This window comes from Pseudoxanthomonas sp. PXM03, from assembly GCF_014852005.1.
GTDB lineage: Bacteria > Pseudomonadota > Gammaproteobacteria > Xanthomonadales > Xanthomonadaceae > Pseudoxanthomonas_A.
Genome location: NZ_JACVAU010000002.1, coordinates 153,025 through 179,884, shown reverse-complemented (window position 1 = coordinate 179,884; position 26,860 = coordinate 153,025). Strand labels below are relative to the sequence as shown.

At 66.0% G+C, this 26,860-nt stretch carries 24 protein-coding genes; 10 read left to right on the top strand and 14 right to left on the bottom strand.

The genetic code is table 11. The features are described from left to right. Positions 1-6: 6 nt before the first annotated feature. Positions 7-1,068, bottom strand: a complete 1,062-nt coding sequence (gene queG, locus IB223_RS09590) for a tRNA epoxyqueuosine(34) reductase QueG (RefSeq protein ID WP_192202370.1) — start codon at positions 1,066-1,068, stop codon at positions 7-9. 85 nt (positions 1,069-1,153) lie between these two features. Between queG and IB223_RS09585 the strand changes: the two genes are divergently transcribed. The 6 genes from IB223_RS09585 to IB223_RS09560 all read left to right on the top strand — a co-directional run bounded on the left by IB223_RS09585 (position 1,154) and on the right by IB223_RS09560 (position 8,586). Next, on the top strand, positions 1,154-2,626 hold the full coding sequence (locus tag IB223_RS09585; protein WP_192201460.1) for an NAD(P)H-hydrate dehydratase: 1,473 nt from the start codon (positions 1,154-1,156) through the stop codon (positions 2,624-2,626). A gap of 49 nt (positions 2,627-2,675) precedes the next feature. Continuing rightward, positions 2,676-3,158, top strand: coding sequence for a tRNA (adenosine(37)-N6)-threonylcarbamoyltransferase complex ATPase subunit type 1 TsaE (gene tsaE, locus IB223_RS09580; RefSeq protein WP_192201459.1), 483 nt, complete (start codon positions 2,676-2,678; stop codon positions 3,156-3,158). An 87-nt stretch (positions 3,159-3,245) separates the two neighbouring features. Continuing rightward, positions 3,246-4,826, top strand: a complete 1,581-nt coding sequence (locus tag IB223_RS09575) for an N-acetylmuramoyl-L-alanine amidase (protein WP_192201458.1) — start codon at positions 3,246-3,248, stop codon at positions 4,824-4,826. Between the two features lie 65 nt (positions 4,827-4,891). Continuing rightward, complete coding sequence (gene mutL, locus IB223_RS09570) at positions 4,892-6,697, top strand: DNA mismatch repair endonuclease MutL (protein WP_192201457.1); 1,806 nt, start codon at positions 4,892-4,894, stop codon at positions 6,695-6,697. 34 nt (positions 6,698-6,731) lie between these two features. Next, positions 6,732-7,637: a DUF1684 domain-containing protein gene (locus IB223_RS09565; RefSeq protein WP_225591056.1), complete on the top strand. Its 906-nt coding sequence runs from the start codon at positions 6,732-6,734 to the stop codon at positions 7,635-7,637. A 13-nt stretch (positions 7,638-7,650) separates the two neighbouring features. Further along, positions 7,651-8,586: a TraB/GumN family protein gene (locus tag IB223_RS09560; RefSeq protein WP_192201456.1), complete on the top strand. Its 936-nt coding sequence runs from the start codon at positions 7,651-7,653 to the stop codon at positions 8,584-8,586. Positions 8,587-8,598: 12 nt separating this feature from the next. Here the strand turns inward: IB223_RS09560 and rnfB are convergent, their stop codons facing one another. The 5 genes from rnfB to IB223_RS09535 all read right to left on the bottom strand — a co-directional run bounded on the left by rnfB (position 8,599) and on the right by IB223_RS09535 (position 17,094). Then, complete coding sequence (gene rnfB / locus IB223_RS09555; RefSeq protein ID WP_192201455.1) at positions 8,599-9,015, bottom strand: Rnf electron transport complex subunit RnfB; 417 nt, start codon at positions 9,013-9,015, stop codon at positions 8,599-8,601. 22 nt (positions 9,016-9,037) lie between these two features. Further along, positions 9,038-11,098 carry a methionine--tRNA ligase gene (metG, locus tag IB223_RS09550; protein ID WP_192201454.1) on the bottom strand — a complete coding sequence of 687 codons (2,061 nt, stop codon included), beginning with the start codon at positions 11,096-11,098 and terminating at the stop codon, positions 9,038-9,040. A gap of 115 nt (positions 11,099-11,213) precedes the next feature. Then, on the bottom strand, positions 11,214-11,651 hold the full coding sequence (locus IB223_RS09545) for a DUF2147 domain-containing protein (protein WP_192201453.1): 438 nt from the start codon (positions 11,649-11,651) through the stop codon (positions 11,214-11,216). 146 nt (positions 11,652-11,797) lie between these two features. After that, a complete protein-coding gene (locus tag IB223_RS09540; RefSeq protein WP_225590988.1) occupies positions 11,798-13,915 on the bottom strand; it encodes a prolyl oligopeptidase family serine peptidase in 2,118 nt (705 codons plus the stop codon). A gap of 140 nt (positions 13,916-14,055) precedes the next feature. Further along, the gene (locus IB223_RS09535; protein ID WP_192201452.1) at positions 14,056-17,094 is read right to left on the bottom strand and encodes a TonB-dependent receptor; all 3,039 of its coding nucleotides are present in this window, start codon (positions 17,092-17,094) and stop codon (positions 14,056-14,058) included. A 211-nt stretch (positions 17,095-17,305) separates the two neighbouring features. On the opposite strand from IB223_RS09535, the gene IB223_RS09530 reads away from it, so the two are divergent. From IB223_RS09530 to IB223_RS09515, 4 genes are all read left to right on the top strand, one after another. Further along, positions 17,306-18,913: a sulfotransferase gene (locus tag IB223_RS09530; RefSeq protein ID WP_192201451.1), complete on the top strand. Its 1,608-nt coding sequence runs from the start codon at positions 17,306-17,308 to the stop codon at positions 18,911-18,913. Between the two features lie 44 nt (positions 18,914-18,957). Then, positions 18,958-19,800: an iron-sulfur cluster carrier protein ApbC gene (apbC, locus tag IB223_RS09525; RefSeq protein WP_192201450.1), complete on the top strand. Its 843-nt coding sequence runs from the start codon at positions 18,958-18,960 to the stop codon at positions 19,798-19,800. A gap of 95 nt (positions 19,801-19,895) precedes the next feature. Continuing rightward, positions 19,896-20,468, top strand: a complete 573-nt coding sequence (gene dcd, locus IB223_RS09520; RefSeq protein ID WP_062353420.1) for a dCTP deaminase — start codon at positions 19,896-19,898, stop codon at positions 20,466-20,468. Positions 20,469-20,499: 31 nt separating this feature from the next. Then, positions 20,500-21,039: an RDD family protein gene (locus IB223_RS09515; protein ID WP_192201449.1), complete on the top strand. Its 540-nt coding sequence runs from the start codon at positions 20,500-20,502 to the stop codon at positions 21,037-21,039. Between the two features lie 15 nt (positions 21,040-21,054). Here the strand turns inward: IB223_RS09515 and pcp are convergent, their stop codons facing one another. Genes pcp through IB223_RS09475 form a run of 8 tightly spaced genes read right to left on the bottom strand, consistent with a single transcriptional unit; the run spans position 21,055 to position 26,853 of the window. Further along, on the bottom strand, positions 21,055-21,702 hold the full coding sequence (gene pcp / locus IB223_RS09510) for a pyroglutamyl-peptidase I (protein ID WP_192201448.1): 648 nt from the start codon (positions 21,700-21,702) through the stop codon (positions 21,055-21,057). 28 nt (positions 21,703-21,730) lie between these two features. Next, positions 21,731-22,696, bottom strand: a complete 966-nt coding sequence (locus IB223_RS09505; RefSeq protein WP_192201447.1) for a DUF979 family protein — start codon at positions 22,694-22,696, stop codon at positions 21,731-21,733. Further along, positions 22,683-23,381: a DUF969 domain-containing protein gene (locus IB223_RS09500; RefSeq protein WP_192201446.1), complete on the bottom strand. Its 699-nt coding sequence runs from the start codon at positions 23,379-23,381 to the stop codon at positions 22,683-22,685. Before IB223_RS09500 ends, IB223_RS09505 begins: the two co-directional genes overlap by 14 nt. Next, positions 23,378-24,139, bottom strand: coding sequence for a 5-oxoprolinase subunit PxpA (locus tag IB223_RS09495; RefSeq protein ID WP_192201445.1), 762 nt, complete (start codon positions 24,137-24,139; stop codon positions 23,378-23,380). The genes IB223_RS09500 and IB223_RS09495 overlap by 4 nt, the downstream gene beginning before the upstream one ends. Before the next feature lie 20 nt (positions 24,140-24,159). Then, the gene (locus tag IB223_RS09490; protein ID WP_192201444.1) at positions 24,160-25,098 is read right to left on the bottom strand and encodes a biotin-dependent carboxyltransferase family protein; all 939 of its coding nucleotides are present in this window, start codon (positions 25,096-25,098) and stop codon (positions 24,160-24,162) included. Next, positions 25,095-25,793, bottom strand: coding sequence for a 5-oxoprolinase subunit PxpB (gene pxpB / locus IB223_RS09485; protein WP_192201443.1), 699 nt, complete (start codon positions 25,791-25,793; stop codon positions 25,095-25,097). Before pxpB ends, IB223_RS09490 begins: the two co-directional genes overlap by 4 nt. Continuing rightward, on the bottom strand, positions 25,790-26,197 hold the full coding sequence (locus IB223_RS09480; protein ID WP_192201442.1) for an HIT family protein: 408 nt from the start codon (positions 26,195-26,197) through the stop codon (positions 25,790-25,792). The genes pxpB and IB223_RS09480 overlap by 4 nt, the downstream gene beginning before the upstream one ends. Then, on the bottom strand, positions 26,194-26,853 hold the full coding sequence (locus tag IB223_RS09475; RefSeq protein WP_192201441.1) for a dienelactone hydrolase family protein: 660 nt from the start codon (positions 26,851-26,853) through the stop codon (positions 26,194-26,196). The genes IB223_RS09480 and IB223_RS09475 overlap by 4 nt, the downstream gene beginning before the upstream one ends. Positions 26,854-26,860 lie beyond the last annotated feature (7 nt).

Here is a 26,860-nt window from a genome sequence, read left to right as displayed (position 1 = left end):
TCGCTCCTACAGGGCGTGGTGCCTGTGCAGGGCCCATGCCACGTGTTCGCGCACGAGCGGGGACGGGTCCTCGCGTCGGCTTTCCAGCGCGGCGAGTACGTCGGGCGTCGTCGGCGCATTGCCCAGTGCCACCGCGATGTTGCGCAGCCAGCGTTCATGCCCACTGCGCCGGATCGCCGAGCCCTCCGTACGGCGCAGGAATTCATCGCCACCCCACGCGAAGAGTTGGGGCAGCGTGGCCACGTCCAGATCGTTGCGTGCGCGGAAATCCGGTTCGTCGGTGCGCTTGGCGAACTTGTTCCACGGACACACCAGCTGGCAGTCGTCGCAGCCGAAGATGCGGTTGCCGATGGCAGGCCGCAGGTCTTCCGGAATCGCGCCCTCGTGCTCGATGGTGAGGTAGGAAATGCAGCGGCGCGCATCGAGCCGGTACGGCGCGGTGATTGCCTGTGTCGGGCACACGTCGATGCAGCGCGTGCAGGTGCCACAGTGCGCTGATGCGGGCGCATCGACCGGCAACGGCAGGTCGACGTAGATCTCGCCGAGGAAGAACCACGAGCCGCCGTCCTTGTCGATCAGGCAGGTGTGCTTGCCGATCCAGCCCAGACCCGCATTGCGCGCCAATGCGCGCTCCAGCACCGGCGCCGAATCCACGAACACCCGATGGCCGAACGCGCCGACTTCCTGCTGCAGGCGTTCGGCCAGCTTCTGCAGGCGGTTGCGCATCAGCTTGTGGTAATCGCGGCCCAGCGCATAACGCGCGACATAGGCGCGCGTGCCGTCCTGCAACGTGTCCCAGGCGTCGTCGCTGTCGTTCCGGCCATAGTCGAGTCCCACGGAGATGACGCGCAACGTCCCGGGAATCAGTTCCTTTGGCCGTGCGCGCTTGTCGCCGTGGTGTGCCATCCACGCCATCGATCCATACAGGCCCTGCGCCAGCCAGTCGCGCAGGTGGTGTTCGTCGTCGCCGAGTTCGATGCCGGCGATGCCGCAGCGCTGGAAGCCGAACTCGCGCGCGAGTGCGCGCACACGGAGCGCCAGCGCATGCGGGTCGGGTGAGGGCGTCATCGGGCCGGGATGGAACATGCGGGAATTATAGGTGGCTGGACCGCATTCACTTCCCCGCAACCCCGGCCAGTCCTAGAATCCGGCCATGTCCGGCACCTTGCCCCTTCATTCCACGCTTGCCGCGCGGGCATTGGACGAGCGCGCCACGCATGCGCTGGGGGACGATCCCTATGTGCTGATGCAGCGTGCCGGGCAGGCGGCCTGGCAGCATTTGTTGTTGCACTGGCCGGAGGCCCAGCGCATCGTCGTGGTGTGCGGTCCGGGCAGCAACGGCGGCGATGGCTACGTGCTTGCGCGGCACGCACATCGCGCGGGCCGGCGCGTCGAAGTGGTGCACCTTCCCGCGCACGTGCCGGGCAATGCCGTCGCCCAGCGTGCCTGCACCGACTACGTGGCGGCCGGCGGGCACGTAACGCTGTTCGATGGCGCGTTGCCGAAGGGCGACATCGTGATCGATGCGCTGTTCGGCATCGGACTTTCGCGCGCACCGGATGCGGACGTCCAGGCCGTGATCGATGCGGTCAACGCGCAGGTGGCGCCGGTGTTCGCATTGGACGTGCCCAGCGGCGTGGACGCCGATCGAGGCAGCGTGCCCGGCACTGCGGTGGTGGCCACGCGCACCCTGCAGTTCATCGTGCGGCACGCGGGCCTGCATACAGCGGATGCGCTGGAATACACCGGCGTACTCGCGCTGGACGACCTCGGCCTGCCTGCCGACACGCCTGACGGCGTGCAGGCGCAGGCGTCGCTGTTGCAGCAGGATGCGCTGGCACGCTGGTTGCTGCCGCGCCGCCGCAATACGCACAAGGGAGAGTCCGGCCACGTACTGTGTATCGGCGGCGATGAAGGCAGTGGCGGTGCGATCGCCTTGTGCACGGAGGCCGCGCTGCGTGCGGGTGCCGGCCTGGTGAGCGTGGCGACGCGCGCGGGGCATGTCGCGGCATTGCTGTCGCGCAGGCCGGAAGCGATGGTGCGGGCGGCGGAGTCGACGAGCGACCTGGTGCCGATGCTGGCGCGCTCGCACGTCGTCGCCATCGGGCCGGGACTCGGGCTGCACGACTGGGGGCGAGCCCTGTTCCAGCATGCCGTGCGCAGCGCGAAGCCCCTGGTGCTCGATGCGGACGCACTCAATCTGCTGGCCGACACGCCGCAACCACTGGAAGACGCGATCCTGACACCACACCCTGGCGAAGCCGCGAGATTGCTCGGCTGCACGACGGCGGACGTGCAGCGGGATCGATTCGGCGCGGCGGCGGCCATCGCGCGACGCCATGCATCCGTTGTGGTGTTGAAGGGCGCAGGCACCATCGTTGCCGCGCCCGACCAGGTGCCGCGCGTGATCGATGCAGGCAATCCCGGCATGGCGGTGGGCGGAATGGGCGATGTGCTCACGGGCGTCATCGCGGCATTGCGTGCGCAGGGCCTTTCCGCGTTCGATGCGGCGAGTGCCGGTGCGTTGCTGCATGCGCTGGCGGGTGATGCAGCGGCGTGGGATGGCGAACGCGGCCTGCTGCCGGGGGATCTGTTTCCGCATATACGCCGATTGGTCAATCCTTGAAGCACACACAAGCGATCGCCCGACGCCGGCAAGCCCTTAGAATCGCCGCATGCACATCCTTCTCGCCGACAGCGACGCCACCGAAGCGTTGGGCCACGCGCTTGCCCGCACCCGTCCGCAACCCGCCGTAGTGCACCTGCAGGGTGACCTGGGCGCGGGCAAATCGACCTTGGCACGCGCCCTGCTGCGTGCGCTTGGTGTGACCGGCGCGATACGCAGCCCGACCTACACACTTGTCGAGCGTTACCCTCTGGAAAGTGGCGAAGCCTGGCATCTGGATCTCTACCGGATCGGCGATGCCGGTGAACTCGAGTTTCTGGGCCTGGATGAGGGGACTGCCGTGCTCTGGCTGGTGGAATGGCCAGAGCGTGGCGGCGCAGTGCTGCCGCGGGCGGACCTGCAGGTACTGCTGGACGTGGAGGGAGAGGGGCGCTCGGCGCGCCTCGTCGCGTCGTCAGAGGTCGGGGAGCAGTGGCTGTTCCGGTTGGCCGAAGCAACGCATTTGCAGGCGCCATCTCTCCAGACTGGTTAGGAACATCCGGCAGGTCACGGATTATTAAGGGAAAACGCCTTGCATTCGTGACTCGATGGTGCTTGAATCCGCGGCATGATCCCGGGGATGCCCACCACGACCGCCGCCGCGTTGCGCCTTGCCCTCGCGGGCCTGCTGGCGTTGGCGCCTTGCGGGCTGCGCGCGGGTGAAGTCACCGCCGTCAGCCTGAGCCAGGGCAGCACCGGCACACGGGCGGAGATCCAGCTTGCGGGCGCCGGGCAGTACAAGACCCTGACGCTTAAAGCACCGGACCGGCTGGTCGTCGACCTGCCGGCCTCGAAAGCGAAGGCAGGCCTGCGTCTGCCCGTGCCTGCGGGCATCGTGCGTGCAGTCCGCACCGGCCAGCCCGATCCCACCACCCTGCGCATCGTGTTCGACCTGGCATCGCCGGTTGCCGCGCTTAAGCCCCGCATGGAGCAAGCGGGTGGGAACTCGCGCCTGGTGATCGAATGGCCCGGCGATGGCGTGCCCGCATCCACAGCCCTGGCGCCGACGGCCCCGGCCACGCAGGCAACGACGGTGCCGACCACGGCCGCGTCGACGGCCGCATCGACTGCCTCGCCGCAGGCCGATGCCGCCCGCGCGACTGCGCTGCTGACCGCGCAGGTGGTGCAGGCGGGGAGTGCGCCCGCCGCACCCGTGCCGGCACCATCGGCACCCACGACGGTCGGGAGCGCCGCCACGACGCCCTCGCCGCAGGCCATCCTCAATGGCCAGCCGATGCCGAACACCGCGCCGGCATCCACGGTGGGCGGCGAGCGTCCTGCCTATACCATCGCCACCGGTCAGCCGGCCCCTGTACCTGGCTCGGCCGTCACGTCGGCGACCGGAACCGCACCCGCGCCGGAAGCTCCGAAGCCTTCCAGCAGCCTCGTTGCCGGTACGCGACCGCTCGTCGTGGCCATCGATCCCGGTCACGGCGGCCAGGATCCGGGCGCGATCGGCCCCAGTGGCCGTTACGAGAAGCATGCAGTGCTGGCCATTTCCAAGGAACTGGCCCGGCAGATCAATGCCACGCCGGGCATGAGGGCCTACCTGGTCCGCGATACCGACGTCTACGTCGAACGCCCGCAACGTGCCCGCAAGGCGCGTGGCGCGAAGGCCGACATGTTCGTATCGATCCATGCGGATGCTGCGGAGAACCGCAGTGCGTGGGGTTCGTCGGTATACGTCCTGTCCCTGCGCGGCGCGTCGTCGCAGCACGCGCGCTGGCTGGCCGACAAGGAGAACGCCTCCGACCTGGTCGGCGGTGTGCGCCTGACCAAGGACACGCTGTCGAACGTGTTGCTGGATCTCGCCCAGAGCGGCCACATGAAGGCGTCGCAGGACGCGGCAGGGCACGTGCTGACCTCGCTGAAGGGGTTGGGCAAGACCCACAAGCCGCAGATCGAGTTCGCCAACTTCGAAGTCCTGCGCAACTCCGACATGCCGGCGATGCTGGTGGAGACGGGTTTCATCTCCAATCCGGACGAGGAGAAGCGCCTGTTCGACCCGGCCCACCAGCGCAAGGTGGCAAGCGCCGTGCTGGAGGGCATCCAGTCCTACTTCACCCGCCAGCCGCCGCCGGGCACGTTGTTCGCCGCGCGCGCGCAGGCGGAAGCCGAGGCGCGTACCGTCGCCGCCGGTGGCGCTGCCGGCGCGCCCTGATCCCGCACGCGCTCGGCTATCATCACGTCTGATTCCCCGGGACGGCGCGCCAGCGCCGCCAGCACGTGCCGATCCGCCAGCTCCCCGATACCCTCATCAACCAGATCGCCGCCGGCGAAGTCGTCGAACGCCCCGCGTCCGTGGTCAAGGAACTTGTGGAGAACGCGCTCGATGCCGGCGCTCGCCGCGTCGACATCGACCTGGAAGAGGGCGGCGTCCGCCTGATCCGCATCCGCGACGACGGCGGCGGCATCGCGCCGGACGAACTGCCGCTGGCGGTGTCGCGCCATGCCACCAGCAAGATCGCTTCGCTCGACGACCTGGAGGCGGTGGCCACGCTCGGCTTCCGCGGTGAAGCGCTGCCGTCGATTGCCTCGGTCAGCCGCTTTGCGCTGACGTCGCGCCGTGCGCAGGACGAGCATGGCGCGACGCTACAGGTTGAAGGCGGCAAGGTCGGCGACGTGGCGCCCAAGCCGCACGCGGTCGGTACCACGGTGGAAGTGCGCGAACTGTTCTACAACGTGCCGGCGCGGCGCAAGTTCCTGCGTGCCGAACGCACGGAGATGGGCCACATCGAGGAGTGGTTGCGGTCATTGGCGCTGGCGCGCCCCGACATCGAATTGCGGGTGTCGCACAACGGGCGTCCGTCGCGGCGATACAAGGCCGACGAGCTCGAATCGCTCGCTCGGCTGGGCGAAACGCTGGGCGAGGAGTTCGCACGCAATGCGCTGCGCGTGGACCATGCCGCCGCAGGCCTGCGCCTGCACGGCTGGATCGCGCAGCCCGGCTACTCACGGGCCAGCGCCGACCAGCAGTACGTGTACGTCAACGGACGTTCCGTGCGCGACCGCAACATCGCGCATGCGGTGAAGATGGCCTATCAGGATGTGCTGTTCCATGGCCGCCAGCCTGCGTACGTGCTGTTCCTGGAGCTCGATCCCACGCGTGTGGATGTGAACGTCCACCCGGCCAAGCACGAAGTCCGCTTCCGCGACACGCGATTGATCCACGACTTCGTCTACCGCACGCTGCATGAAGCCCTGGCGGAAACGCGGGCGGGCATGGTGCCGCAGGGCAGCGCTGCACCGCCGTTTGCGCCGCAATCCGCCACGTCCGTGCCTTCTGCGTGGATGCCCACGCAGCAGTCTCCGCTGGGACTCAACGTGGCCGAGGCGCCGGCGGCATATGCAGCGCTCTATGCGTCCGCGCCCGCGACGTCCCCGGACTCGCAGGCGATGTATTCGCCGTCATCCATGCCGGTGATGCCGGCGAACGACGCGGAAGGCATTCCTCCGCTGGGCTTTGCCATCGCGCAGCTGCATGGCATCTATATCCTGGCGGAGAACGCCGACGGGCTGATCGTGGTGGACATGCACGCCGCCCACGAACGCATCGGCTACGAAAAACTGAAGGGCGCGCACGACAGCATCGGCCTGCGCACCCAGCCGCTGCTCGTGCCGCTGGTGCTGGCGGTGGCCGAGCGTGAGGCGGACGTGGCCGAGCGCGAGGCCCCCACGCTCGCTGCGCTGGGGTTCGATGTCAACCGCAGCGGTCCGCAGTCGCTGAGCGTGCGCAGCATTCCGGCCCTGCTGTCCAATGCCGAGCCGGAGGCGTTGCTGCGCGACGTGCTGGCGGACCTGCGCGAGCATGGCGAAAGCCGGCGCGTCGCCGCTGCGCGCGACGAACTGCTGGCGACGATGGCCTGCCACGGCGCCGTACGCGCCAACCGGCGCCTCACGCTGCCTGAAATGAATGCACTGCTGCGCGAGATGGAAATCACCGAGCGCTCCGGGCAATGCAACCATGGCCGTCCGACCTGGACGCGCTTTTCGTTGAGCGAGATCGACCGCTGGTTCCTGCGAGGACGCTGAAATGGGGAAGAACACGGGATGGCTGGGGATGGCCATGCTGCTGGGCCTGCTGGCCGCGTGTGGGGGTGATGGCGGGAAGGGCGCGACGACCGGCAAGGTCGTGGATGCCGGCTTCCTGGCCGACAACACCGCCTGGCGCGAGCAGCGGAAGAATGAGCTCGTGGCACCGGACGGCTGGACCAGCCTCGTCGGCCTGCACTGGATCGAACTGAAATCGCACTTCCTCGGCAGCGGACCGGCCAGTGGCATCAAGCTTGCCGTGGGCCCGGCGAAGATGGGCATGTTGACTCAGCAGGAAGGCCGCATCTTCTTCACGCCCGAGCGCGGTGGCGACCTGACGTTCGACGGCGAACCGCTGAAGGGACGCGTGGAATTGCAGAGTGATCGCGATCCTTCGCCAAGCACCGTCGGATTCGATGAAGGCAAGGGCACGCTGTCGGTCATCGAACGCGGAGGACGGCACGCCTTGCGCGTGAAGCATGCCGATGCCGAGTCGCGTACGCAGTTCGTGGGACTGGACTACTGGCCCATCCAGGAAGCCTGGCGCGTGGAGGGGCGCTACATCGCGCACCCGCCGGGCAAGACGTTGACCATCGTGGACGTGATCGGCGTGACCAACGAGTCACCGAATCCCGGCGCGGTCGAATTCGAACGCGACGGCAAGACGTTCCGGCTCGAAGCCCTGGGTCCGCCGCAGGGGCCGTTGTTCTTCGTGCTGGCCGACCGCACCAGTGGGCACGGCAGCTATCCTGCAGGCCGTTTCCTCGATGCGGACGGACCCAGCAACGGCAAGGTGGTGCTGGACTTCAACCGCGCCTACAACCCGCCGTGCGCGTTCACGCCGTACGCCACCTGTCCGCTGCCACCGGCGGAGAACCGGCTCGACCTGCTGGTCGACGCGGGTGAAAAGGCATATGCAAAGCCCATCAAAGTGCTCTGAAAGGAAGGATCCGATGCTGTTGCGCCGTTCGCTGAAAACCCTCGTGCTGACCGGGCTGCTGGGCAGCGCGTCCGTGCTGGCGGCAGACGCCCCCAAGGCGACGGGAGCGCCCGTGCCCCTGCTGTGGAAGGTGTCCGACCAGGACAACGCGGTTTACCTGCTCGGCTCGTTCCACCTGCTGCGGACCAGCGACTATCCGCTCTCGGCCGATGTCGACGCCGCATTCGCCGATGCCGAGCGACTGTTGTTCGAACTGTCGCCCGAGGAAATGCAATCACCGGCGCTGCCGCAGTTGATGATGCAGGCGGCCATGCGCACCGATGGCAAGACGCTCCAGCAGGACCTGGACGCGGCGACATGGACCCGGCTTGACGCGTGGGCCGGCAAGAACGGTGTGCCGCTGGTTACCTTCAACGGTTTCGAGCCCTGGTTCGTCGGCCTCACCATCAGCATCGTCGAGATGACCAGGCAGGGACTGGATCCGAAGCTGGGCCTGGACAACCACTTCATGGACAAGGCCAAGGTCGCCGGCAAGCCGACCGGCGGGCTGGAACGTGCGCAGGAACAGATCGGCGTGCTGGACGGCATGGACGCCAGCGAGCAGCGCCAGTTCGTCACCGAAGCGCTGGAACAGGCCGACAAGGGGTCGGCGGAAACCGAGCGATTGCACCAGGCCTGGCGTCGCGGCGATGCAGAAGGCCTGTGGGCCGGCATGGCAGCCGACATGAAGCGCCAATACCCGCGCCTGTACCAGCGCATCAACGTGGAGCGCAACGACGTGTGGGTGCCGAAGATCCGGCAGATCCTCACCCAGCCCGGCGACGACGATGCGCTGGTCGTCGTTGGCGCCTTGCATCTGCTGGGCAAGGATGGCGTGGTGGAGAAACTGAAGGCGCAGGGGTATGCGGTCGAGCGCGTGTGCTCGGCATGCGCAAACGGCGGTCGTTGACCGGCCTGGAACTCAGGGCGCCTGGACCGGCTCCATCACGATGCAGTCGACCGGGCACGCAGGCACGCAGAGTTCGCAGCCCGTGCACAGCGGATCGATCACCACGTGCATGTGTTTGGCACCGCCGATGATGGCGTCCACGGGGCAGGCCTGGATGCACTTCGTGCAGCCGATGCAGTCGGCTTCGATCACCACCGCGACGATGGCCGGCTTGTGGGTGCCGCGCGTGCGGTCGTAGGGCAGCGGCGGCATTTCCAGCACCCTGGCGAGGGCTCGCGCGCCCTCATCGCCACCGGGCGGACAATGGTCCACGCGGGCGTCGCCACGTGCCATTGCCTGGGCGTAGGGCAGGCATCCGTCATAGCCGCATTGGCCGCATTGGGTCTGCGGCAACAGGCGGTCCAGTCGTTCGACCAGATCGGCGTTCATCGCCGTGGCGCGGCCTCGCGAATCAGCGCACCGGCATGCCGGGCAGGGCGCCGGCATCCGCATCCAGCAGCGCCAGCGCGCCACCGTCGAAACCGGCCGACAGGATCATGCCCTCGCTGACACCGAAGCGCATCTTGCGCGGGGCTAGATTGGCGATGAACACCACGTTGCGACCCACCAGCTTCTCCGGCTCGCCGTAGCTGGTGCGGATGCCAGAAAAAATCTGCCGTTGGCCCAGATCGCCCGCGTCAAGCAGGAAGCGCAGCAGCTTGTCGGAACCGTCGACGAAACCGCATTCCAGCACCTTGCCGATCCGCAGGTCGAGCCGGGCGAAGTCATCGATGCCGATGACGCTCGCGGCCCCCTGGGTTTCCGCCGTCGCCACGGGTTTCGTTTCCGTCTTCTTCTCCGCTACGGCAAGTGCGGGTGCAGTGAGGGTGTCCTTGGAGGCGTCGGTCATGGCGTCGATCAGTTTCGGGTCGATACGGGTGAACAGCGGCGAGTAGGGCTGGATGGTGTGGCCGAGCAGCGGCACAGTCACGTCGCCCCAGACCACCACCGACGCGCTGAGGAAGGCTTCGGCCTCCGCCGCCGTGCGCGGCAGCACGGGCTTCAGTGCGGCGGCCAGGATGCGGAACAGGTTCAGGCCCTGCGTGCAGACGGCCTGCAATCCGGCGTCGGCACCGTCCTGCTTGGCGATCACCCAGGGCTTTTCGTCGTCGATGTACTTGTTGGCCTCGTCCGCCAGCGCCATGGTCAGGCGCAGCGCGGTGGCGGGCTCGTTGCGTTCGTAAGCCTCGGTGATGGGACCGAGTGCGTCGACGAAACGCTGGTACATCGCCGGATCGGGCAATGCGTCCGCCAGCTTCCCGCCAAAGCGCTTGTCGATGAAACCGGCGCAGCGGCTGGCCAGGTTGACGAACTTGCCCACCAGGTCCGCGTTCACGCGTGCGATGAAGTCGCCCAGGTTCAGATCGAGATCATCCACGCCGCCCGCAGACTTGGCCGCGTAGTAGTAGCGCAGCGCCTCCGGCTCCAGGCCGACATCCAGGTAGGTACGCGCCATGATGAAGGTGCCGCGCGACTTGGACATCTTCGCGCCATCCACGGTCAGGTAGCCATTGACGTGCAGGCGCGTGGGCGCGCGCAGGCCGACGCCCTTCAGCACGGCAGGCCAGAACAGGCCGTGGAAGTTGACGATGTCCTTGCCGATGAAATGGTGCAGTTCGGTGTCGGTGCCGGCCTTCAGGTACGGGTCGAAGTCCATGCCCAGGCGCGCGCACAGCGTGCGGAAGCTGCTCAGGTAGCCGATCGGCGCATCCAGCCACACGTAGAAATACTTGCCGGGCGCGCCGGGGATCTCGAAGCCGAAGTAGGGCGCGTCGCGCGAGATGTCCCAGGCGCGCAGGCCACCCTCCGCATCCAGCCATTCGCGCAGCTTCGCCTTGACGCCCGGCAGTGCAACGTCACCGGCCAGCCATTCACGCAGGAACGCCTCGAAGCGGCCGACCTCGAAGAAGTAATGTTCGGAATCGCGGATCTCGGGGGTGGCGCCCGACAGCACGGATTTCGGTTCCTTCAACTCCGTCGGTGCGTAGGTGGCCCCGCACACTTCGCAGTTGTCGCCATACTGGTCGGCCGAACCGCAGTTGGGGCAGATGCCCTTGATGTAGCGGTCCGGGAGGAACATGCCCTTGGCCGGGTCGTAGAACTGCGCGACGCTGCGGCGCGCGATGTGGCCACCGGCCTCCAGGCGCCCGTAGAACGCCTCGGTGAGCTCGCGGTTGGCGACCGAATTGGTGGAGTCGTAGTGGTCGAACGCCACGCCGAAGGCGGCGAAGTCGCGTTCGTGCCCGGCCTGGATGCCGGCGATGAAGACTTCGGGCGTGACGCCCGCCTTCTCGGCGGCCAGCATGATAGGCGTGCCATGGGTGTCATCGGCACAGACGAAGAAGACCGTGTCGCCGCGCATGCGCCGTGCCCGCACCCAGATGTCGCCCTGGATGTAGCCCACCAGGTGACCGAGGTGCAGCGGTCCGTTGGCGTACGGCAGGGCGTTGGTGACGAGGGCGGTGCGGCTCATGGGGTGCTTCGCGACGGGGGAGCGCGATTATCGCATGGACCGGTGCGCGCCCTTCCTGCGCCCGGAACGCGACGGGCCCGGCATGACCGGGCCCGCAGCACTGCTGGAACAGCGGTTACTGGCGGATCCAGGTCTGCGACTTGCAGATGAAGGCGATGCAGCCGGAGACCTCCAGCTTCTTGCCGCCCTCGATCAGTTCCATCTTCGACTTGTACACCTTACCTTCGTCGGGCTTCAGGATCGTGCCGCCGCTCCATTCGTTGGCACCGTCGGCCTTCATGCCGCGGATGATCTCCATGCCGGTGATGGGCTTGTTCTTGCGGTCGTCCTTGCACTTGTCGCAGACCGGATTCGGCTTGCTCGGATTGAGCAGCTCGATGATCCGGCCGCTCAGCGTACCGTTGGCGGCACGGGTGATTTCCACGATGGACTTGGGCTTGCCGGTATCGCTGTCGATGGTCTTCCAGCGCCCGGTCGCGTCGGCAGCGGCGGCCGACAGCGACAGGCCAAGCAACGGAACGGCCAGGCAGGCGGCCAACAGGGTCTTGCGCATGTTTCCCTCCCAGGGATATTGGTCAGGCCCGTCGACCGGAGCCGGCGGGATGCGGCTGTTATACCGCATCCGTGGGCGTATGGAAGGTGCCGAAAAGAAACCCGGCGCAGGGCCGGGCTGCTTTCAGAGAGGGAAGCGAGGATGGATCAGAGTCCGCCACCGCCACAATCCTTGGTCAGGTAGTCGTCGATCACGCGCAACTGGTCGCCCATGATCTTGCGCGTCCAAGCCGGGCCATGCGCGTAGTCCTTGATCTCGTGATAGACCACGGGCTTGCCTGCGGCCTTCGCTTTGTTCACGAACCACTCGGACTGTTCGATCGGCACGATCTGGTCGCGGTCGCCGTGGTAGACCATCAACGGAATTTGAATTTGATCCGCCTTGGTTAGTGGGCTGAGGCCCTCGACGGTTGGCGCCTGTGCCTGCCGGAAGAATGGGTTTGTGTAGTAACGCGACCAGATACGCTTGATGTCCGACACGCCCGCGCCAGCGATCGCGCACTTGTACAGGCCGTTCGGGCGCACGGCTGCAGCAAAGCTGGAGTAACCGCCATAGGAAAATCCGAACATGGCGATATGGCCAGGCTGTGCGATCCTCTGCTCGATCAGCCATTTCGCACCATCGTCCTTGTCATCCTGCATCTTCTGGCCCCATTCGGCGTCGCCGGCCATCCACAGCTTGCGCCCCCAGTCGGCGGACCCACGGAACTGCGGTTGTAGCACCGCCATGCAGCGCGACGCCATCAGCGGCACCCACATGGATCCATCGAAATCCAGATTGTCGCGTCCCCATGGGCCGCCATGAGGGTGGATGACGGCCTTCCAAGGGCCGGCGCCGCACAGTTCGGTGTTGGGGGTGGTCAGGATGGCGGGAATGTCTAGGCCGTCGCGCGCCTTGTAGTACACCATCTTGCCAATGCCCAGCGCGCGCATGTCAATCTGCGGGTATGCCTTGGCCAGCAGGGAAAGCTGGCCGTTGCGTGCCAAGTAGTATTCCGGCGGATGCGCGGGACCCGTCACCGCGATCAGCAGGGTCTTCATGTCGCGACTGCGACTGATCAGCCGGTAGTTCGCGTCGCTGTCGTATGCGATGTTGGCGGATTCGCCGGTGGCGGGATCGACCACGCGCAAAGGCTCCGGCTCGATCTTCAGCGCCTGGCGCAGCCCCTTGTCCAGCGCCTGCATGTAGCCTGACGTCCAGACAATATCGTCGCCACGCGGACCTGCATAGCTGACGCCCATGATCTCGCCCTGGGCCAAGCCTTCGATGCCATGCTGTCGGTTGACCAACACGTTGCTGGCATCGAACATCTTGTTCTCGAACAGGATCTCCTTTCGCTTCCGCGCCGTAATGTCGTATTCATATATCACTGCCTTGTCGCGACCGGTGTTGCTAAGCAGGAACGCAATGTTGGCGTCATCGGCGAAGCCGATGACTTGGTTAATGTCACGATCCTTCACGTGCGAACGGAAATGTTCTTCCCAAGCATCGGTCGCGACATTGCGGAACTCGGTCGAGATATAGGCGCCAGTACCGTCAATATCGTTGCGCAGGCGTGCGCGCAGTTCACCTTTGAGGTCTGTAATGTACCCCGCCACGCGCTCCTCGGTCTTCTGGATGCGACGCGAGGTGAAGTTGCGCACATTGACCTTGTATACGTCGCCTGAATTGTTGCCCGAGCCGCTGATGACCAGGATGTGGTCAGGATCATTGGGCAGCGTGTCGAGGACGCTGGGATTGGACAGCGCCTGCATGAGCTCTTCCGAGCGGCTGGTGGCGCGTTCTTGCGGTAGCGGCTCCTTCCACTGCTTGCCTTCGATGTCGGTAATGAAGAATTTGTTGACGAAGGTCTTGGTGACGCGGTCCACGCGCAGGTCGTACGGCTGCCACAGTGAAACCGCCAGCAGGCCGTCCTTGATGAACGACACGGACGAGAACTTCATCCGGTCGCTGCCGATACGGGTCGGGGGCTTGTCGAGTGCATCGGTACGGTAGACAACGATGACGCGGTTCTCGCCATTGGCTTCCAGTCCTGCTATACGCGAGCCATCCGGAGACACCGTCAGACTGGTGAGTGCTGGAAAGGCCGACAGTTGGTCGATTGTGGGCACGGCGGGCGGTGCCGTGCGCGCCGGGCTCGCGAACAGGGCGGCTGCGCCTGCTGCAAGGGCAATAACGATTGCTCTCATAGCGAATGGATCCCCATGGATGGTGCTGTCTAGATTAAACGGAAACTGAGTGGCGCGCGCCAACTTGATGGACATTTTTCTTGCGGAAAAGAACTAGCTTCGCAAGCAGTTCTCGTACGACCAGATAACAAGGGTGCATGGAAACGTCGCGATCGACGCGCAAAAAAAACCGCCGCTCCAAAGAGCGGCGGTCTCATTCCTGACTTGACGCCAGATCAGAAGTCCTTCGTGAAATTCACGAAGAACGTGCGGCCAAAATAATCGAGGCCGCTGTAGAGGGGAGCATTACCGACCATGTTGACCGCGCCACTGGCGGAGATGCGCGGCGGTTCCTTGTCGGCAATGTTGCGGACGCCGCCGGTAATGGCCCAATCATCGCCGCTGTACTGCACGGAAGCGCTATGCAGGAAGTAATTGCCCGTCTGCATTTGGTAGGTATCGCGGTAGTCGGTGTCGAAATACTTCTCGTAGTACTCGTAACCGTTGATCGCATCCACCCAGTCCAGGCCATAGCGCACACGCCAGCCACGCAGCTTGTAGGACAGATCCAACTGGCCGGTGAACTCGGGGGCGTTCAGGCTGCCTGCGTAGTCTCGCACCGGATCGGTCGGGAACGTCTGGCCCAACTGCTCGAGGTAATGCGAGACTTGGGCCGTGGCACGGAACTCGCCCTGACCGATGTCGCGCACGTAGCGTGCGGTGAAGTCCCAGCCGCGCACCTTGTCCGTGGCGACGTTGATGTAACCCGTCGTGACGTTCAAGGTGTTGTTGGCATTGCGGACCACCAAGTTGCAGAAGCCTGTGCCGGCGCTGAAATCGGCCGGGTTGCTGCCGTAGCACAGGTTCAGTACCTGCGCGCCGGAGGGCCGTGCGACGCCGTTGTTGACTTGGACGTCGTAGTAGTCGGCAGCGAACGAGAGGTCGCCGAACCACTCCGGGAATTCCGGCTGGATGATGACGCCAGCCGTCAGCGCGGTGGAGGTTTCTGCGGACAAGCCGGTTTCAGCGCCACCACGCGTCAGCACGGTGATGCTGTTGTTCTGCTGGAAGTTGTTCGGCAGACCCAGCGAGGCGCAGTTGTCGCGAACATTGCCGGTCTTGCTCGCCCAGTTGTTGCAAGGGTCGCCCGAACTGGCCGTAAAGCCGCTGGTGGCGCCCAGGTACTGCTCGAACAGGGCGGGCGCACGGAACGACGTGCCGCGGGAAGCGCGGAACGACAGCCAGCTGACCGGCGTGTACAGCATGCCGATCTTCCACGTGGTGTCATCGCCGTAGGAGTCGTAGTCGGTATAGCGGCCGGAAAGGTTGACGGTCAGCTCTTCGGCACCAGGCAGGCCCGACAGCAGCGGGAACTCGATTTCGGCGAAGGCTTCCTTCACGGAGTCTTTGCCGCGGGTCGGCTGCGATGCCGTGAACCCGTAGAGGTTGTTCGCGACCGAGTTCGGGTCCGGGGTATCGTCGATTTCCGCGCGACGGTACTCCACGCCGAACGCGCCGTTCACCGAACCGTAGGGCAGGTCGAACAACGGGCCGTTCACGCCGAAGTTGACGGTCGATTCGGTGTAGACCGTATTGCCGTGGGTGACCTGCATGATGTAATCGCGATAAGCCTGCGGCAGTTCGCCACGCAGCGTTGCCGCGGTGAGCATCGGAGCTGCAACGCAGCCATCCGAGGTGTCGCGGCAGCGGAAACCGCCGTTGCCGTCCGGCACGACATCCAGCGTCTTGGCGTAGCGGTCAGTGAGGCGGTTCTCGGTGTAGTAGTCGGCTTCGGAACGCGCGTGGCTGAAGTAAGCGTCATAGCTCCATTCCGCGCCCAGGTTGCCACGCAGGCCGGTAGTGGCACGGAAGAAGTCCACTTCCTGCCAGTTGTCGTAGAGGCCCCAGCCGATGAAGGCGCGCGCGGCGATCGGGCGGCCGTTGGTGGAGCCGTCGGCCGGCGCAGCGGCATAAGCCGGCAGGAACGAATAGGCGCCCAGCAGGGGACTGCCGGCGGCGTAGTCGATGGTGTGCTGCAGGTAGCCGGTCTGGCGGGACTCGCGACGCGTGGCCAGCAGCTCGAAGTAGAGTTCTGCGTCGCCCATCGCGTTCAGATCAACGCCACCCTGCAGGAAGCCGGTGTAGTTGGTCGTCGGCGAGACGAGCGATTCCTTCTTCATGCGCGGATCAAACGTGTCACGGCCGAAGTAGTCCACGCCCTCGAAACCGGGCAGGTCGCCATCGGTAATGGAGGCGTTGGGGCGCCAGCGGTTGAAGTAGTCGAAGCCGCCCAGCGACGGCAGCACTTCAGGTGCGTAGGTGCCGTAGTAGCCCAGGTTGCCCAGGCCCGGGCGACCCAGCAGGTAAGCGGTGCCCAGGGTATTGATGGTGACGCCGCCGGCATCCAGGCCCCAACACTTCGGCTCACCCGTCACCGGGTCGATGTAGTCATCGGCACCGTAGCGGCCATCTGCACCGCGGCCCACGAGCGGAACCGGACACTTGCTGGCCCAGTCCTTGTCGCCAAGGGTCATCTCGGAACGATCATAGATCTCGAACGAGCCCGATACCCACCAGTTGTCGCCGGTCTTGCCCATCAGCGCGGACCAGCGGGTTTCGTCGCCGCCGCCATTCTGGGTGGCGTTGTGCTGGAACTCCACGGTGGCACCGTCGACTTTGGTCTTGGTGATGATGTTCACCACGCCGGCTACGGCGTCGGAACCGTAGATCGACGAAGCACCATCCTTCAGGATTTCGGTGCGGTCGACCATGATGTTCGGAAGCACGTTCAAGTCGGCCGAGCCGACCGAGCCACGCGAGCCCGCCGGTGCGATGCGGCGGCCATTCAGCAGCAGCAGGGTGCGCGTCGGACCGAGGCCGCGCAGCGACAGCGTGTTGGCGCCCGGACCGCCATCGGTGACATATCCACCAAATGCGTTGTTGATCTGCTCTGAACCACCGGTCACGGTGTTGCTCTGCAGGACGGCCGCGGTCGAATTGAAGCCGGCAAGCGTGGTTTCTTCACGATGGATGAATTGCACCGGCGACACCGAGTTGAACGTGTCCTTCGCGATGCGCGAACCGGTTACCGTCACGCTCTGCAGCGTGGTGGCCTTGGTGGAGCTGGTTTCTTCCTTCTTTTCCTCGGTCTGCTCCGCGTTAGCCGTGGCGTTCTGGGCGTACGCCGCGCCTACGGGCAGCAGCAGCGCAGTGGCAAGTGCCAAAGAGAGAGGGTTCTTATGGGGGCGGTTCTTGATGCGGCTGCTGGTGGGCATCTGAATCTCCATTGAAATCAGCAAGTTAAAGGTTTTTCAGGCTCTTGTTCGAGCACTGGTGGCCGACTGTAACACTAAATTCACGCTGAACACCATGAGCTTTTAACAATATTTTCCCGACATGTGAACATATTCGAGCGTGATGGCCGTCTCGTAAGGCGCGAGCGTCGCAGACTGGAGGCGTTGCATCGCCGCGTATAGACTCATTCACATGAGCAATCGATCCAGCAGTACCGTGGCCGCGGCGGCCACATCCTCCGTCATGCAACACATTGCACAAGGAAATGCTCTGCTGAGGCAGGGAAAGGTCGACGACGCGATCGCAGTGGTGGGGGGGCTTCTTCAAACCTACCCGGACGAAGCTCGCGTCTTCGCATTCCTGGCCGAAGCCAGTCGCGTCAAGGGCGAACTGGACGCAGCCGTCAGCTGGATAGACCGAGCCATCCGGGCCAGTCCGGATCCACAGCACAAGATCAAGAAGGCCTGGTTGCTATCGCGGCTGTTGCGTCGCGACGAAATCTTGCCGCTGGCAGATCAGGTGGCCGCGCAAGCAGGGGATGACCGGACGCTGCGCTGGCAATTGGGCAAGCTGTACTACCACCACAATTTTCTCCGCGAAGCTATCGGGCAATACGAAGTGGCGCTCGCGACAGGACCGGACAACCCGAGTTGGCGCTACGACTTGGCCATCGCGCGCTTCTACGCGGGAGATGCCGACAAGGCGGAAGCCGACCTCAACAGCGTACTGCAGGCCTCTCCACAGGCGGGCGCGGTCATCTATCTGCGTTCCACGCTGCGCCGCCAGTGCCAGGGACAGAATCACGTGGCGGATATCGAGTCGCGGTTGCGTTCGCCCTTCCGCACTGCAGAAGACGAAGCTGGCGCGCTGTATGCGTTGGCCAAGGAATTGGAGGATCTTGGCGAGCACGAGAAGGCCTTTATCTCTTTGCTCGCCGGCGCGAAGAAGAAGCGGAGTACCATCCAGTACGACGCCGCCGCCTTCGACAAGATGACGGAGGAGGTACGTGCCGTGCAGAGCGTTTCCGCCATGGCGGTGCCGGTCGCCGGTCACGATGGAGAAGGGGCGATTTTCGTCCTCGGCTTGCCGCGGACTGGTACCACGCTGGTCGAACGGATCCTGTTGCAATCCGGGAAGGTGAAGGACGCGGGCGAGCTGATGGACTTCGGTTTCCATCTCACTGCTGCGATACAGCGGACTCGAGCGAAGGCGCCGGAGCTGTCGCCTACCGAGGCGACGATGAAAGTGGATTTCGACGCGCTCGGCAGGGACTACATGCGTGGCGCGCGGCAGATGGCGGGGGGGAGCGAACGTTTCATCGACAAGTTGCCCGCCAACTACCTTTACTGCGGGATGATCCACAAGGCGCTGCCCAAGGCGAAGATCATCCACCTGGTACGCGATCCGCTGGACAGTTGCTACGCGATCTTCAAGACGCTGTTCTTCAATGCCTACGATTTTTCCTACGACTTGGAAGAGCTTGCGGCCTACTACATTGCGTATCGCCGCATGATGCAGCACTGGCGTGAAGCCATGCCTGGCGTGATCCTGGACGTGCGGTACGAAGACCTGGTGGCGGATACCGAGGCCCAGGCCAGACGCATCTATGATTGGTGCGGACTGGAATGGACGCCGGAGGCGCTGAGTGTTCCTGATTCAAAGGCAGTGTTCGCGACGGCGAGTGCCGCCCAGGTACGCGAGCCCGTGCATACGCGCTCGGTCAACAGTTCGCGCAAGCATGTTGACGGATTGGCGCCGCTGATCAAGAAGTTGGAAGAAGCAGGTTTTCTCGAGGCTTGAGCCTGGGGCGATCGCTTGCAGTGCTGCCAAACGATGAGAGTGTGATGACTCAGATTATTTCCCATGCCGTGCAGGCCAATCTCCGGCCCCACCCCCGCGTCCGCAACGTCATCGCGGTCGGTTCCGGCAAGGGTGGCGTGGGGAAATCCACCACGGCGGTGAACCTGGCCTTGGCGCTGGCCGCTGACGGGGCGCGGGTCGGCGTGCTGGACGCCGACGTCTACGGGCCCAGCGTGCCGGCCATGCTGGGCCTGTCGGGGCGGCCGGACAGCCCGGACAACAAATCGATCGAGCCCATGCGGGCGTTCGGGGTGGAGGCCATGTCCATCGGGCTGCTGGTGGACCAGGACACCCCCATGATCTGGCGCGGACCGATGGCCACGTCGGCACTGATGCAGTTGTTCAATGACACCCTCTGGGGCGATCTGGACTATCTGCTGATCGATCTGCCGCCGGGTACCGGCGACATCCAGCTGACGCTGGCGCAGAAGATTCCGGTCGCGGGGGCCGTCATCGTGACCACGCCCCAGGACATCGCGACGCTGGACGCCAAGAAGGCACTGAAGATGTTCGAAAAAGTCGAAGTGCCTGTGCTGGGCATCGTCGAGAACATGGCCGTCCACACCTGTTCGAACTGTGGCCACGTGGAGCACCTGTTCGGCCAGGGCGGCGGCGAGCGGATGGCGGCGCAGTACGGCGTGCCGCTGCTGGGGTCCTTGCCGCTGGACATCGCCATTCGCGAGCAGGGGGATGCGGGGCAGCCTGTCGTCGTGGCCGCACCGGATTCGGCGGCGGCGCAGGCCTATCGGCAGACCGCGCGGGTGATGGCGGCGACGCTGGCGCTCAGGCCGCGGGCGACCGTGCCCATCGCCTCGTCGCTGGTCTAGCCGCCAGCCGAAGACGGCGGGCCGGGGCCCGCCCTACAATTCCCCGTCCGTCGCGCGCCGCCCGCGCGACCTTTGTCCTCCAGACCAGGAATTGCATGAGCATCAAGAGCGACCGTTGGATCCGCCGCATGGCCGAACAGCAGGGCATGATCGAACCGTTCGAGCCGGGGCAGGTGAAGCAAGTCAACGGCGAGCGGATCGTCAGCTACGGCACTTCCAGCTACGGCTACGACGTGCGCTGTTCGCGCGAGTTCAAGGTGTTCACCAACATCAATTCCACGATCGTAGATCCCAAACACTTCGATCCGAAGAGTTTCGTGGACATCGAAGCCGACGAGTGCATCATCCCGCCGAACAGCTTCGCGCTGGCGCGCACGGTGGAGTTCTTCCGCATCCCGCGCGACACGCTGGTGGTCTGCCTGGGCAAGAGCACCTACGCGCGTTGCGGCATCATCGTCAATGTCACCCCGCTGGAACCGGAGTGGGAAGGCCATGTGACGCTGGAATTCAGCAACACGACGCCGCTGCCGGCGCGCATCTACGCCAATGAAGGCGTGGCGCAGATGCTGTTCTTCCAGTCCGACGCCGACGACGTCTGCGAGACCAGCTACAAGGATCGCGGCGGCAAGTACCAGGGCCAGACCGGCGTGACGCTGCCGCGCACCTGAGCGTCTCTCGATCACGTTGAAAGGAATCAGCATGCAGACACCGCCGCAGATGCCGCAAGATCCCTACCACGCTCCCGACGCCGACGTTGCCGGTCCGCACGGCGCGGGGGCACCGGATTCCGATTTGCGCTGGCTACGGTTGGCCGCCGTGCTGATCGATGGCTGCATCGGGCTCGTGGCGATCGTGCCGCTGATGTTTGTCGGAGGCTACTGGCAGGCGGCATTCGAAGCGGGACGGTCCGGTGGTCTCGGGCTGATGCCGTTTGGTACGACGCTGCTATGGGCCGTGATTGGCTTCGTCGTGTTCGTGCTCATCCAGGGTTACCCCTTGCACGCGACGGGCCAGACCTGGGGCAAGAAGCTGCTGTCCGTCAGGATCGTCGATCTGCAGGGCAACAAGCCTTCGTTGGTGGACCTGTTGGTGAAGCGCTACCTGCCGACGCAAGCCATCGCCAATATCCCGTGCCTGGGAATGCTGTACGTGCTGGTCGATTCGCTGATGATCTTCCGCCAGGACCAGCGCTGTCTGCACGACCTGATCGCGGGCACGCGCGTCATCCGCGCCAACTGATAGAACGTCGTCGCGTCAGTGCTCCGCGCCGGCCGCAAGGCGGGCATCCATGCGTGTATTCAGCGCCACCTTCACGGCAAGACGGAGCGCTTCGGTCACCGTCTCCACCGCCACACTGGGTGTGCCGGGATGCATGGATGCCTGGGCAGGCGAGTAGGGGATGTGGATGAAGCCCGCGCGGACGATGCGTTGGCGCCGCAGCGCATGCATTAGTCCGTAGAACACGTGGTTGCAGACGTAGGTGCCGGCGGTCTGCGAAACCTCCGCTGGAAATCCCGCTGCGCTCAGCGCGTGGCGCATCGCTTTGACCGGTAGCGTCGAAAAGTAAGCGGCCGGACCCTCCGCGACCACCGGCACATCGACCGGTTGCTGGCCCGTATTGTCGGGAATGCGTGCATCGTCGATGTTGATCGCCACGCGCTCGAGCGAGAGCTGCGCGCGACCGCCGGCCTGGCCGACGCAGATCACCAGCGCAGGGCGCATGTCCCTGAGCGCGGCGCGCAGCGCTTTCAGTGACGCGCCGAACGCGACCGGCAACTCGCGCGCCACCACACGATGCCCGGCGATGCGCGTGCCGTGCAGCGCGGACACCGCCTGCCAGCTGGGATTGACCTGTTCACCACCGAACGGCTGGAAGCCGGTCAGCAGCACAGTGCGCGTCATCGTCATAGGATATCCCGGCGGCGGAGGATCAACGGAAACACAGCCAGGCCATCAGCAGTACGTTGGTGCCCATCAGCCACAGTCCGGTGGCGGCCTGCGCGCGGATCACGCCGTACTGGTCGTCCAGCCCCAGCAGCACCGCCGGCACGATGTTGAAGTTGGCGGCCATCGGCGTCAGCAGTGTGCCGCAATAACCCGTCAGCATGCCGATCGCCCCCAGGCTGGCCGCGTCGGCACCATGCCGTTGCACCAACAGCGGCAGGCCGATGCCGGCCATCATCACCGGGAACGCGGCAAACGCATTGCCCATGATCACCGTGAACACCACCATGCCCAGCGCGAAGGCCAGCAGGCAGGCCATGCGATTGTCGGCGGGAATCACCATCGAGACCAACGACGCCACCGCTTCGCCCACGCCACTGGCCGCGAATACGCCGCCCAGTGTCGCCAGGACGAGCGGCAGCAGCGCCGCCCAGCCCAGGGTGTCCAGCAGCCGTCGGCCTTCATCCGCGGCCCGCAACGGACGCTGGCGCGTCACCACCACCGCCGCGAGCGCAGAGACCGTGCAGGCCAATGCCAGTCCGGTCAGCGTGAGGCCGGCGGAAGCGAACAGCGGCGTTCCGCCGAGTGATACATGCGGTCCGGCCAGCACCACCAGAATGGTCAGCGCGGGTATCAGCAGCGCGGGCAGGAACAGGCGATGTCCCAGTCGCAGCGCGGAGGCGAGGCGTTCGGATTCGGGTGCTTCGTCCTGGGGCTCGCGGCGCATGCGCGTGGCCAGCAGGGCGAGCGCGATCACTGCGGCACCGGCCAACTGCGCGGGCAACGCGTCGCCGGCCTTGCTCGCGCGCAGCACGTGCCCGCCACCCGCGAACAGCAGCGCGATCAGCCCCCAGAAGGCGGCGTGCGAATACCGGTTCTGGCGGAGGTTCCGCCAGCCGGCATAGGCCAGGAAGGCCGCCAGCAGCAGGTAGAACTGGTCAATCGACAGCATCGCTGCGCTCCTTCGGCACGGCGTGGCGATCCAGCCGGCGCTGGAACAGCGCGATGCGCACCGCGTGGATGACGAATGCGGCAATCGCCGTCGGCAGCGCCCAGAGTGCGATCTGCAGTGGCTCCAGCGCGATGCCGTGCTGGGCATAGAAGCCCTGGATCAGCAGCACCGCGCCGAAGGCCAGGAACACGTCTTCGCCGAAGAATCGGCCGATGTTGTCGGTGGCGGCGGCCATCGCATGCACGCGTTGCGCTTCCTCGCGCTGCAGGGGCGCACGGGTCTTTTCCGCGGCCGATTCGGCCATGGGGGCCAACAGCGGGCGCACGGTCTGCGCATGGCCGGCGATGTCGATCAGCCCTACCATGCTGAGTCCCTGACGCACCAGCAGGTAGCCCGCCAGCAGCCGCGACAGTGTCAGCCCGCGCAGCCCCGCGATCCAGCGCAGCGCATGCTCGCGCAGGCCGGCGCGTTCCAGCAGTCCGATGGTGGGCAGGGTCAGCGCAAACATCAGCAGCGCGCGATTGGAGACGAAACTTTCCCCCAGCAACGCCAGCAGGTCGGGGATCGACTTGCCGGCGGCCACGCCGCTGACCAGGCCTGCGCCGACCACCACGATCACCGGGTTGAAGCGCAGCACGAAGCCTGCGACCACCACCGCGATGCCCAGCAATGGCCAGTAGTTCATGCGCGGCGCTCCATGCTGCGCACCGCGAAACCGGCCGCTTGGATGGCTTCGCGCAGCGCACGCGCGAAGGCCGCGGCATCGACGCGGTCGCCATGCAAGCAGATGCTATCGGCCTGCAGGGGTACTAGAGGTCCGGTGCGAGAGACCACTGCACCCTCCCGCAACATCCGAGTGACCTGCGCCACCGATGCTTCGACGGAAGGCAGGCATGCATCCGCATGCGTGCGCGGCGTCAGGCTGCCATCGGATTCGTAGCGACGCTCGGCGAAGGCTTCATGCGCCACCTGCAGTCCCAGTCGTTCACCGGCGGCAGTGAGCGCGCTGCCGGAAAGTCCGTACAGCACCAGGCCGGGGTCGTGGTCATGCACGGCCTGCGCGATGGCGTCTGCGAGTGCCGCATCCTGCGCCGCCTGGTTGTACAGCGCGCCATGCGGCTTGACGTGGTGCAGGCGTCCACCGGCGGCGCGCACGAAGCCATCCAGCGCCGCGACCTGATACAGGGTGAGTGCATATGCGGCGGCGGGTTCGATCGCATGCGCAATGCGGCCGAAGTTGTCGCGGTCCGCATGCGACGGGTGCGCGCCGATCGCCACGCCGTTGGCCAGGCACAGCGCCACTGTCTTCTGCATGGTGAGCGGCGACCCGGCATGGAAGCCGCAGGCGATGCTGGCCGAACTGATGAAAGGCAGGAGCGCGGCATCATCCCCGCAGTCCTCGCCCAAGTCGCAGTTGAAATCGATGTCGCGCGTTGCGTGCATGCGTTGAGCGTACTCCAGGCTTACAGGCGTTGTGCGATGGCCAGCCGCAATCGTGCCAGCCGGTGCTGGTATCCGAGCGCGAGTGCGCGGGCTTGCCGCAGGTCGATGGGTTCGAAGTGGACGGATTCGCCGGGGCGCAGCTGTGCCGCCCGGCCCAGGTCGCAGGCAATCACATGGCCCAGGCGCGGGTAACCGCCCACCGTCTGTGCATCGGCGAGCAGCAGGATCGGCTGCCCGTCGGGAGGAAGTTGCAGCGTGCCCACCGCTACCGGCTCGGAGATGCCGCTGCCGTCCTGGGCTTCAAGCGGCGCCCCGTCCAGTCGAAGACCCTGCCGGTTGCTGTTCGGATGGACGCGCCAGCGCTGCGTGCCGAGCGCCGACGCTGCCGCGTGATGCAACGGGACATAGCGCAGCACGTGGCGATCCACGGTCCACGGATCGTCGGGATCTATCCACCAGGTCGGAAACCGCGGCTGCGCTGTGGCGGCACCGGCGCTGCCCGCCGGCAGCAGATCGCCGGCACGCAGAGCACGCCCCTCATGACCGCCGAAGCCGCCGCGCAGGTCGGTGCTGCGGCTGCCCAGCGTCGGTGCGACATCCATGCCGCCGGTCATCGCCAGCCAGGCGCGCGCGCCGTCACGTACCGCACCCAGTTTCAGCTCTCCGGCCGGCACATGGATCGGTCGACCCATCGGCAAAGGCAGGTCGTTCCACGAGGCCTGCACGTGTGCGCCTACCAGTGCGATGAGGGAGGGTCGGGGCAGGCGAAGGCGTGGCCCCTGCAGCACGATCTCCAGCCCCGCGCAGGATTCCGCGTTGCCAACCAGCCGATTGGCCAAGGCGAGTGCTGACGGATCCAGCGCGCCGGCGCGCGCAACGCCCAGGTGACGCCAGCCGGTGCGGCCCTGGTCCTGCACGGTGGTCTGCACACCCGGTGACAGCACTTCCCAGCGGCTCATGCGGCACCCGCCAGCGCGGCGAAGGCTTGCGCATCGATCGGCACGAAGCGGACCTCATCACCCGGCAGCAGCAACGAGGGCGCATCGCGCCGCGCATCGAACAGCACCAGCGGCGTGCGTCCGAGCAGGCGCCAGCCACCGGGGCTCGCATGCGGATAGATGCCGGTCTGCGCGCCGCCCACGGCCACGGAACCGGCGGGTACGCGTGCGCGCGGCGTCGCCAGTCGCGGCAGCGCGAGCGCGGGATCCAGTCCCAGCAGGTAGGGGAATCCCGGCGCGAAGCCGATCATTGCGACGCGATAGCGCGGTGCGCTGTGGCGCGCGATCAGCTCGGCTTCTGCCAGCCCGAGTTCACGTGCGGCCACCGCGAGGTCCTCGCCGAAACCGGCGCCGTAGCACACCGGGATTTCGTGCAGCGTAGGCATCGCATTCTCGAGGGGCGACGGCGGATCCGACCACCCGGCCACCGCCTGCGCGATCACCTCACGGGGATCCTCGCCCGGCATGTACGCGCTGTCGAAAAACACGCCGAGGCTGGCGTAGGCCGGCACCAGGTCGCGCAGCCATGCGGGTGCCAGGCGGCGCAGGTGAAGGGCCAGCGCATGCACGCGCTGGTTGGTGGCGCCGTCGATGCCATCGCCGAAGCGAAGCAGCAGCGCATCGTCACCCAGCAGTTCGATCAGGGGGCCGCTCATCGCAGCCGTTGCTGCCAGCGGGCGACCTCGTCAGCCAACGCCCCGGGGGCGTACCGGACCGCCGCGCCGCTACCCCACACCGGCCCCGGCCATGCCGCATCGCCCTCATGCCGCCCGACCAGGTGGACGTGCAGTTGCCGCACGATGTTGCCGAGCGCACCGATGTTGAGTTTCTGCACGCCATCCTGAGCACGGATCAGGTTGCCGGCTTGGTTGATCTCCGCCAGCAGCAGGCGTTGCTGGCCGCCGTCCAGTTCCAGCCATTCGGTGACGTCTGCGACGCGCGGCACCAGCACCAGCCAGGGGAAACGCGTGTCGTCCATCAGCCGGACTTGCGACATCGGGCCGTCGGCGATGAAAACACTGTCGGCGGCCAATCGCGGGTCGAGGACGAAGTCGCTCATGAAAGGTGGGTCCTGAAGAAATCTAGCGTTCGCTGGCGCGCCCTCTGGGCACTAGCGGGATCATAGTCGGCGCGCAGGTCGCAGTTGAACCCGTGTCCGGCAGGGTAGGTATGCACAGCCATCTGCGGAAGGGCGTCGCGATGCGCCTGCACCATGTCCGGTGGGATGGAGGCATCTTGTTCGCCGAAATGGAACATTACCGCTGCGCGGGGCGTCTCGCCCAGGAACGGCAGGTTGCGCGCGCCGTAGTAGCTGACCGACGGCAGGCCCAGCCGCAGCGCGGCGAGCAGCGCGACCGTACCGCCCCAGCAATAGCCCACGCTGCCGATCCTGCCCTGGCCCGCCAGCGCATCGGCCGCGGCGCGTGTGATGTCGGATGCGCGCTCCAGGCCCAATGCACCGATCAGGACCTTGCCACGCGCGATGCCGTCGGCATCGTAGTCCAGTTCCACGCCGTGCTCGACCGGGTCGAAGTAGGCCGGTGCCAGTGCGACATAGCCGTCGCGCGCAAATCCTTCGGCCACAGTGCGGATATGCGGATTGACGCCGAAGATCTCCTGCACCACGACCAGCGCGCCGCGCGGTGTTCCCTGAGGATCGGCCCGCCAGGCATGGATGCGGCCATGCGGGGAATCGAAATGGGTCCAGTAGCCCATGCATGCG

What these genes read in the sequence shown, in the direction of transcription:
- queG (WP_192202370.1), bottom strand. Translation starts at nt 1,068, where the DNA reads ATGACGCCCTCACCCGACCCGCATGCGCTGGCGCTCCGTGTGCGCGCA.
- IB223_RS09585 (WP_192201460.1), top strand. Translation starts at nt 1,154, where the DNA reads ATGTCCGGCACCTTGCCCCTTCATTCCACGCTTGCCGCGCGGGCATTG.
- tsaE (WP_192201459.1), top strand. Translation starts at nt 2,676, where the DNA reads ATGCACATCCTTCTCGCCGACAGCGACGCCACCGAAGCGTTGGGCCAC.
- IB223_RS09575 (WP_192201458.1), top strand. Translation starts at nt 3,246, where the DNA reads ATGCCCACCACGACCGCCGCCGCGTTGCGCCTTGCCCTCGCGGGCCTG.
- IB223_RS09565 (WP_225591056.1), top strand. Translation starts at nt 6,732, where the DNA reads ATGCTGCTGGGCCTGCTGGCCGCGTGTGGGGGTGATGGCGGGAAGGGC.
- IB223_RS09560 (WP_192201456.1), top strand. Translation starts at nt 7,651, where the DNA reads ATGCTGTTGCGCCGTTCGCTGAAAACCCTCGTGCTGACCGGGCTGCTG.
- rnfB (WP_192201455.1), bottom strand. Translation starts at nt 9,015, where the DNA reads ATGAACGCCGATCTGGTCGAACGACTGGACCGCCTGTTGCCGCAGACC.
- metG (WP_192201454.1), bottom strand. Translation starts at nt 11,098, where the DNA reads ATGAGCCGCACCGCCCTCGTCACCAACGCCCTGCCGTACGCCAACGGA.
- IB223_RS09545 (WP_192201453.1), bottom strand. Translation starts at nt 11,651, where the DNA reads ATGCGCAAGACCCTGTTGGCCGCCTGCCTGGCCGTTCCGTTGCTTGGC.
- IB223_RS09540 (WP_225590988.1), bottom strand. Translation starts at nt 13,915, where the DNA reads ATGTCCATCAAGTTGGCGCGCGCCACTCAGTTTCCGTTTAATCTAGAC.
- IB223_RS09535 (WP_192201452.1), bottom strand. Translation starts at nt 17,094, where the DNA reads ATGCCCACCAGCAGCCGCATCAAGAACCGCCCCCATAAGAACCCTCTC.
- IB223_RS09530 (WP_192201451.1), top strand. Translation starts at nt 17,306, where the DNA reads ATGAGCAATCGATCCAGCAGTACCGTGGCCGCGGCGGCCACATCCTCC.
- apbC (WP_192201450.1), top strand. Translation starts at nt 18,958, where the DNA reads ATGACTCAGATTATTTCCCATGCCGTGCAGGCCAATCTCCGGCCCCAC.
- dcd (WP_062353420.1), top strand. Translation starts at nt 19,896, where the DNA reads ATGAGCATCAAGAGCGACCGTTGGATCCGCCGCATGGCCGAACAGCAG.
- IB223_RS09515 (WP_192201449.1), top strand. Translation starts at nt 20,500, where the DNA reads ATGCAGACACCGCCGCAGATGCCGCAAGATCCCTACCACGCTCCCGAC.
- pcp (WP_192201448.1), bottom strand. Translation starts at nt 21,702, where the DNA reads ATGACGCGCACTGTGCTGCTGACCGGCTTCCAGCCGTTCGGTGGTGAA.
- IB223_RS09505 (WP_192201447.1), bottom strand. Translation starts at nt 22,696, where the DNA reads ATGCTGTCGATTGACCAGTTCTACCTGCTGCTGGCGGCCTTCCTGGCC.
- IB223_RS09500 (WP_192201446.1), bottom strand. Translation starts at nt 23,381, where the DNA reads ATGAACTACTGGCCATTGCTGGGCATCGCGGTGGTGGTCGCAGGCTTC.
- IB223_RS09495 (WP_192201445.1), bottom strand. Translation starts at nt 24,139, where the DNA reads ATGCACGCAACGCGCGACATCGATTTCAACTGCGACTTGGGCGAGGAC.
- IB223_RS09490 (WP_192201444.1), bottom strand. Translation starts at nt 25,098, where the DNA reads ATGAGCCGCTGGGAAGTGCTGTCACCGGGTGTGCAGACCACCGTGCAG.
- pxpB (WP_192201443.1), bottom strand. Translation starts at nt 25,793, where the DNA reads ATGAGCGGCCCCCTGATCGAACTGCTGGGTGACGATGCGCTGCTGCTT.
- IB223_RS09480 (WP_192201442.1), bottom strand. Translation starts at nt 26,197, where the DNA reads ATGAGCGACTTCGTCCTCGACCCGCGATTGGCCGCCGACAGTGTTTTC.
- IB223_RS09475 (WP_192201441.1), bottom strand. Translation starts at nt 26,853, where the DNA reads ATGGGCTACTGGACCCATTTCGATTCCCCGCATGGCCGCATCCATGCC.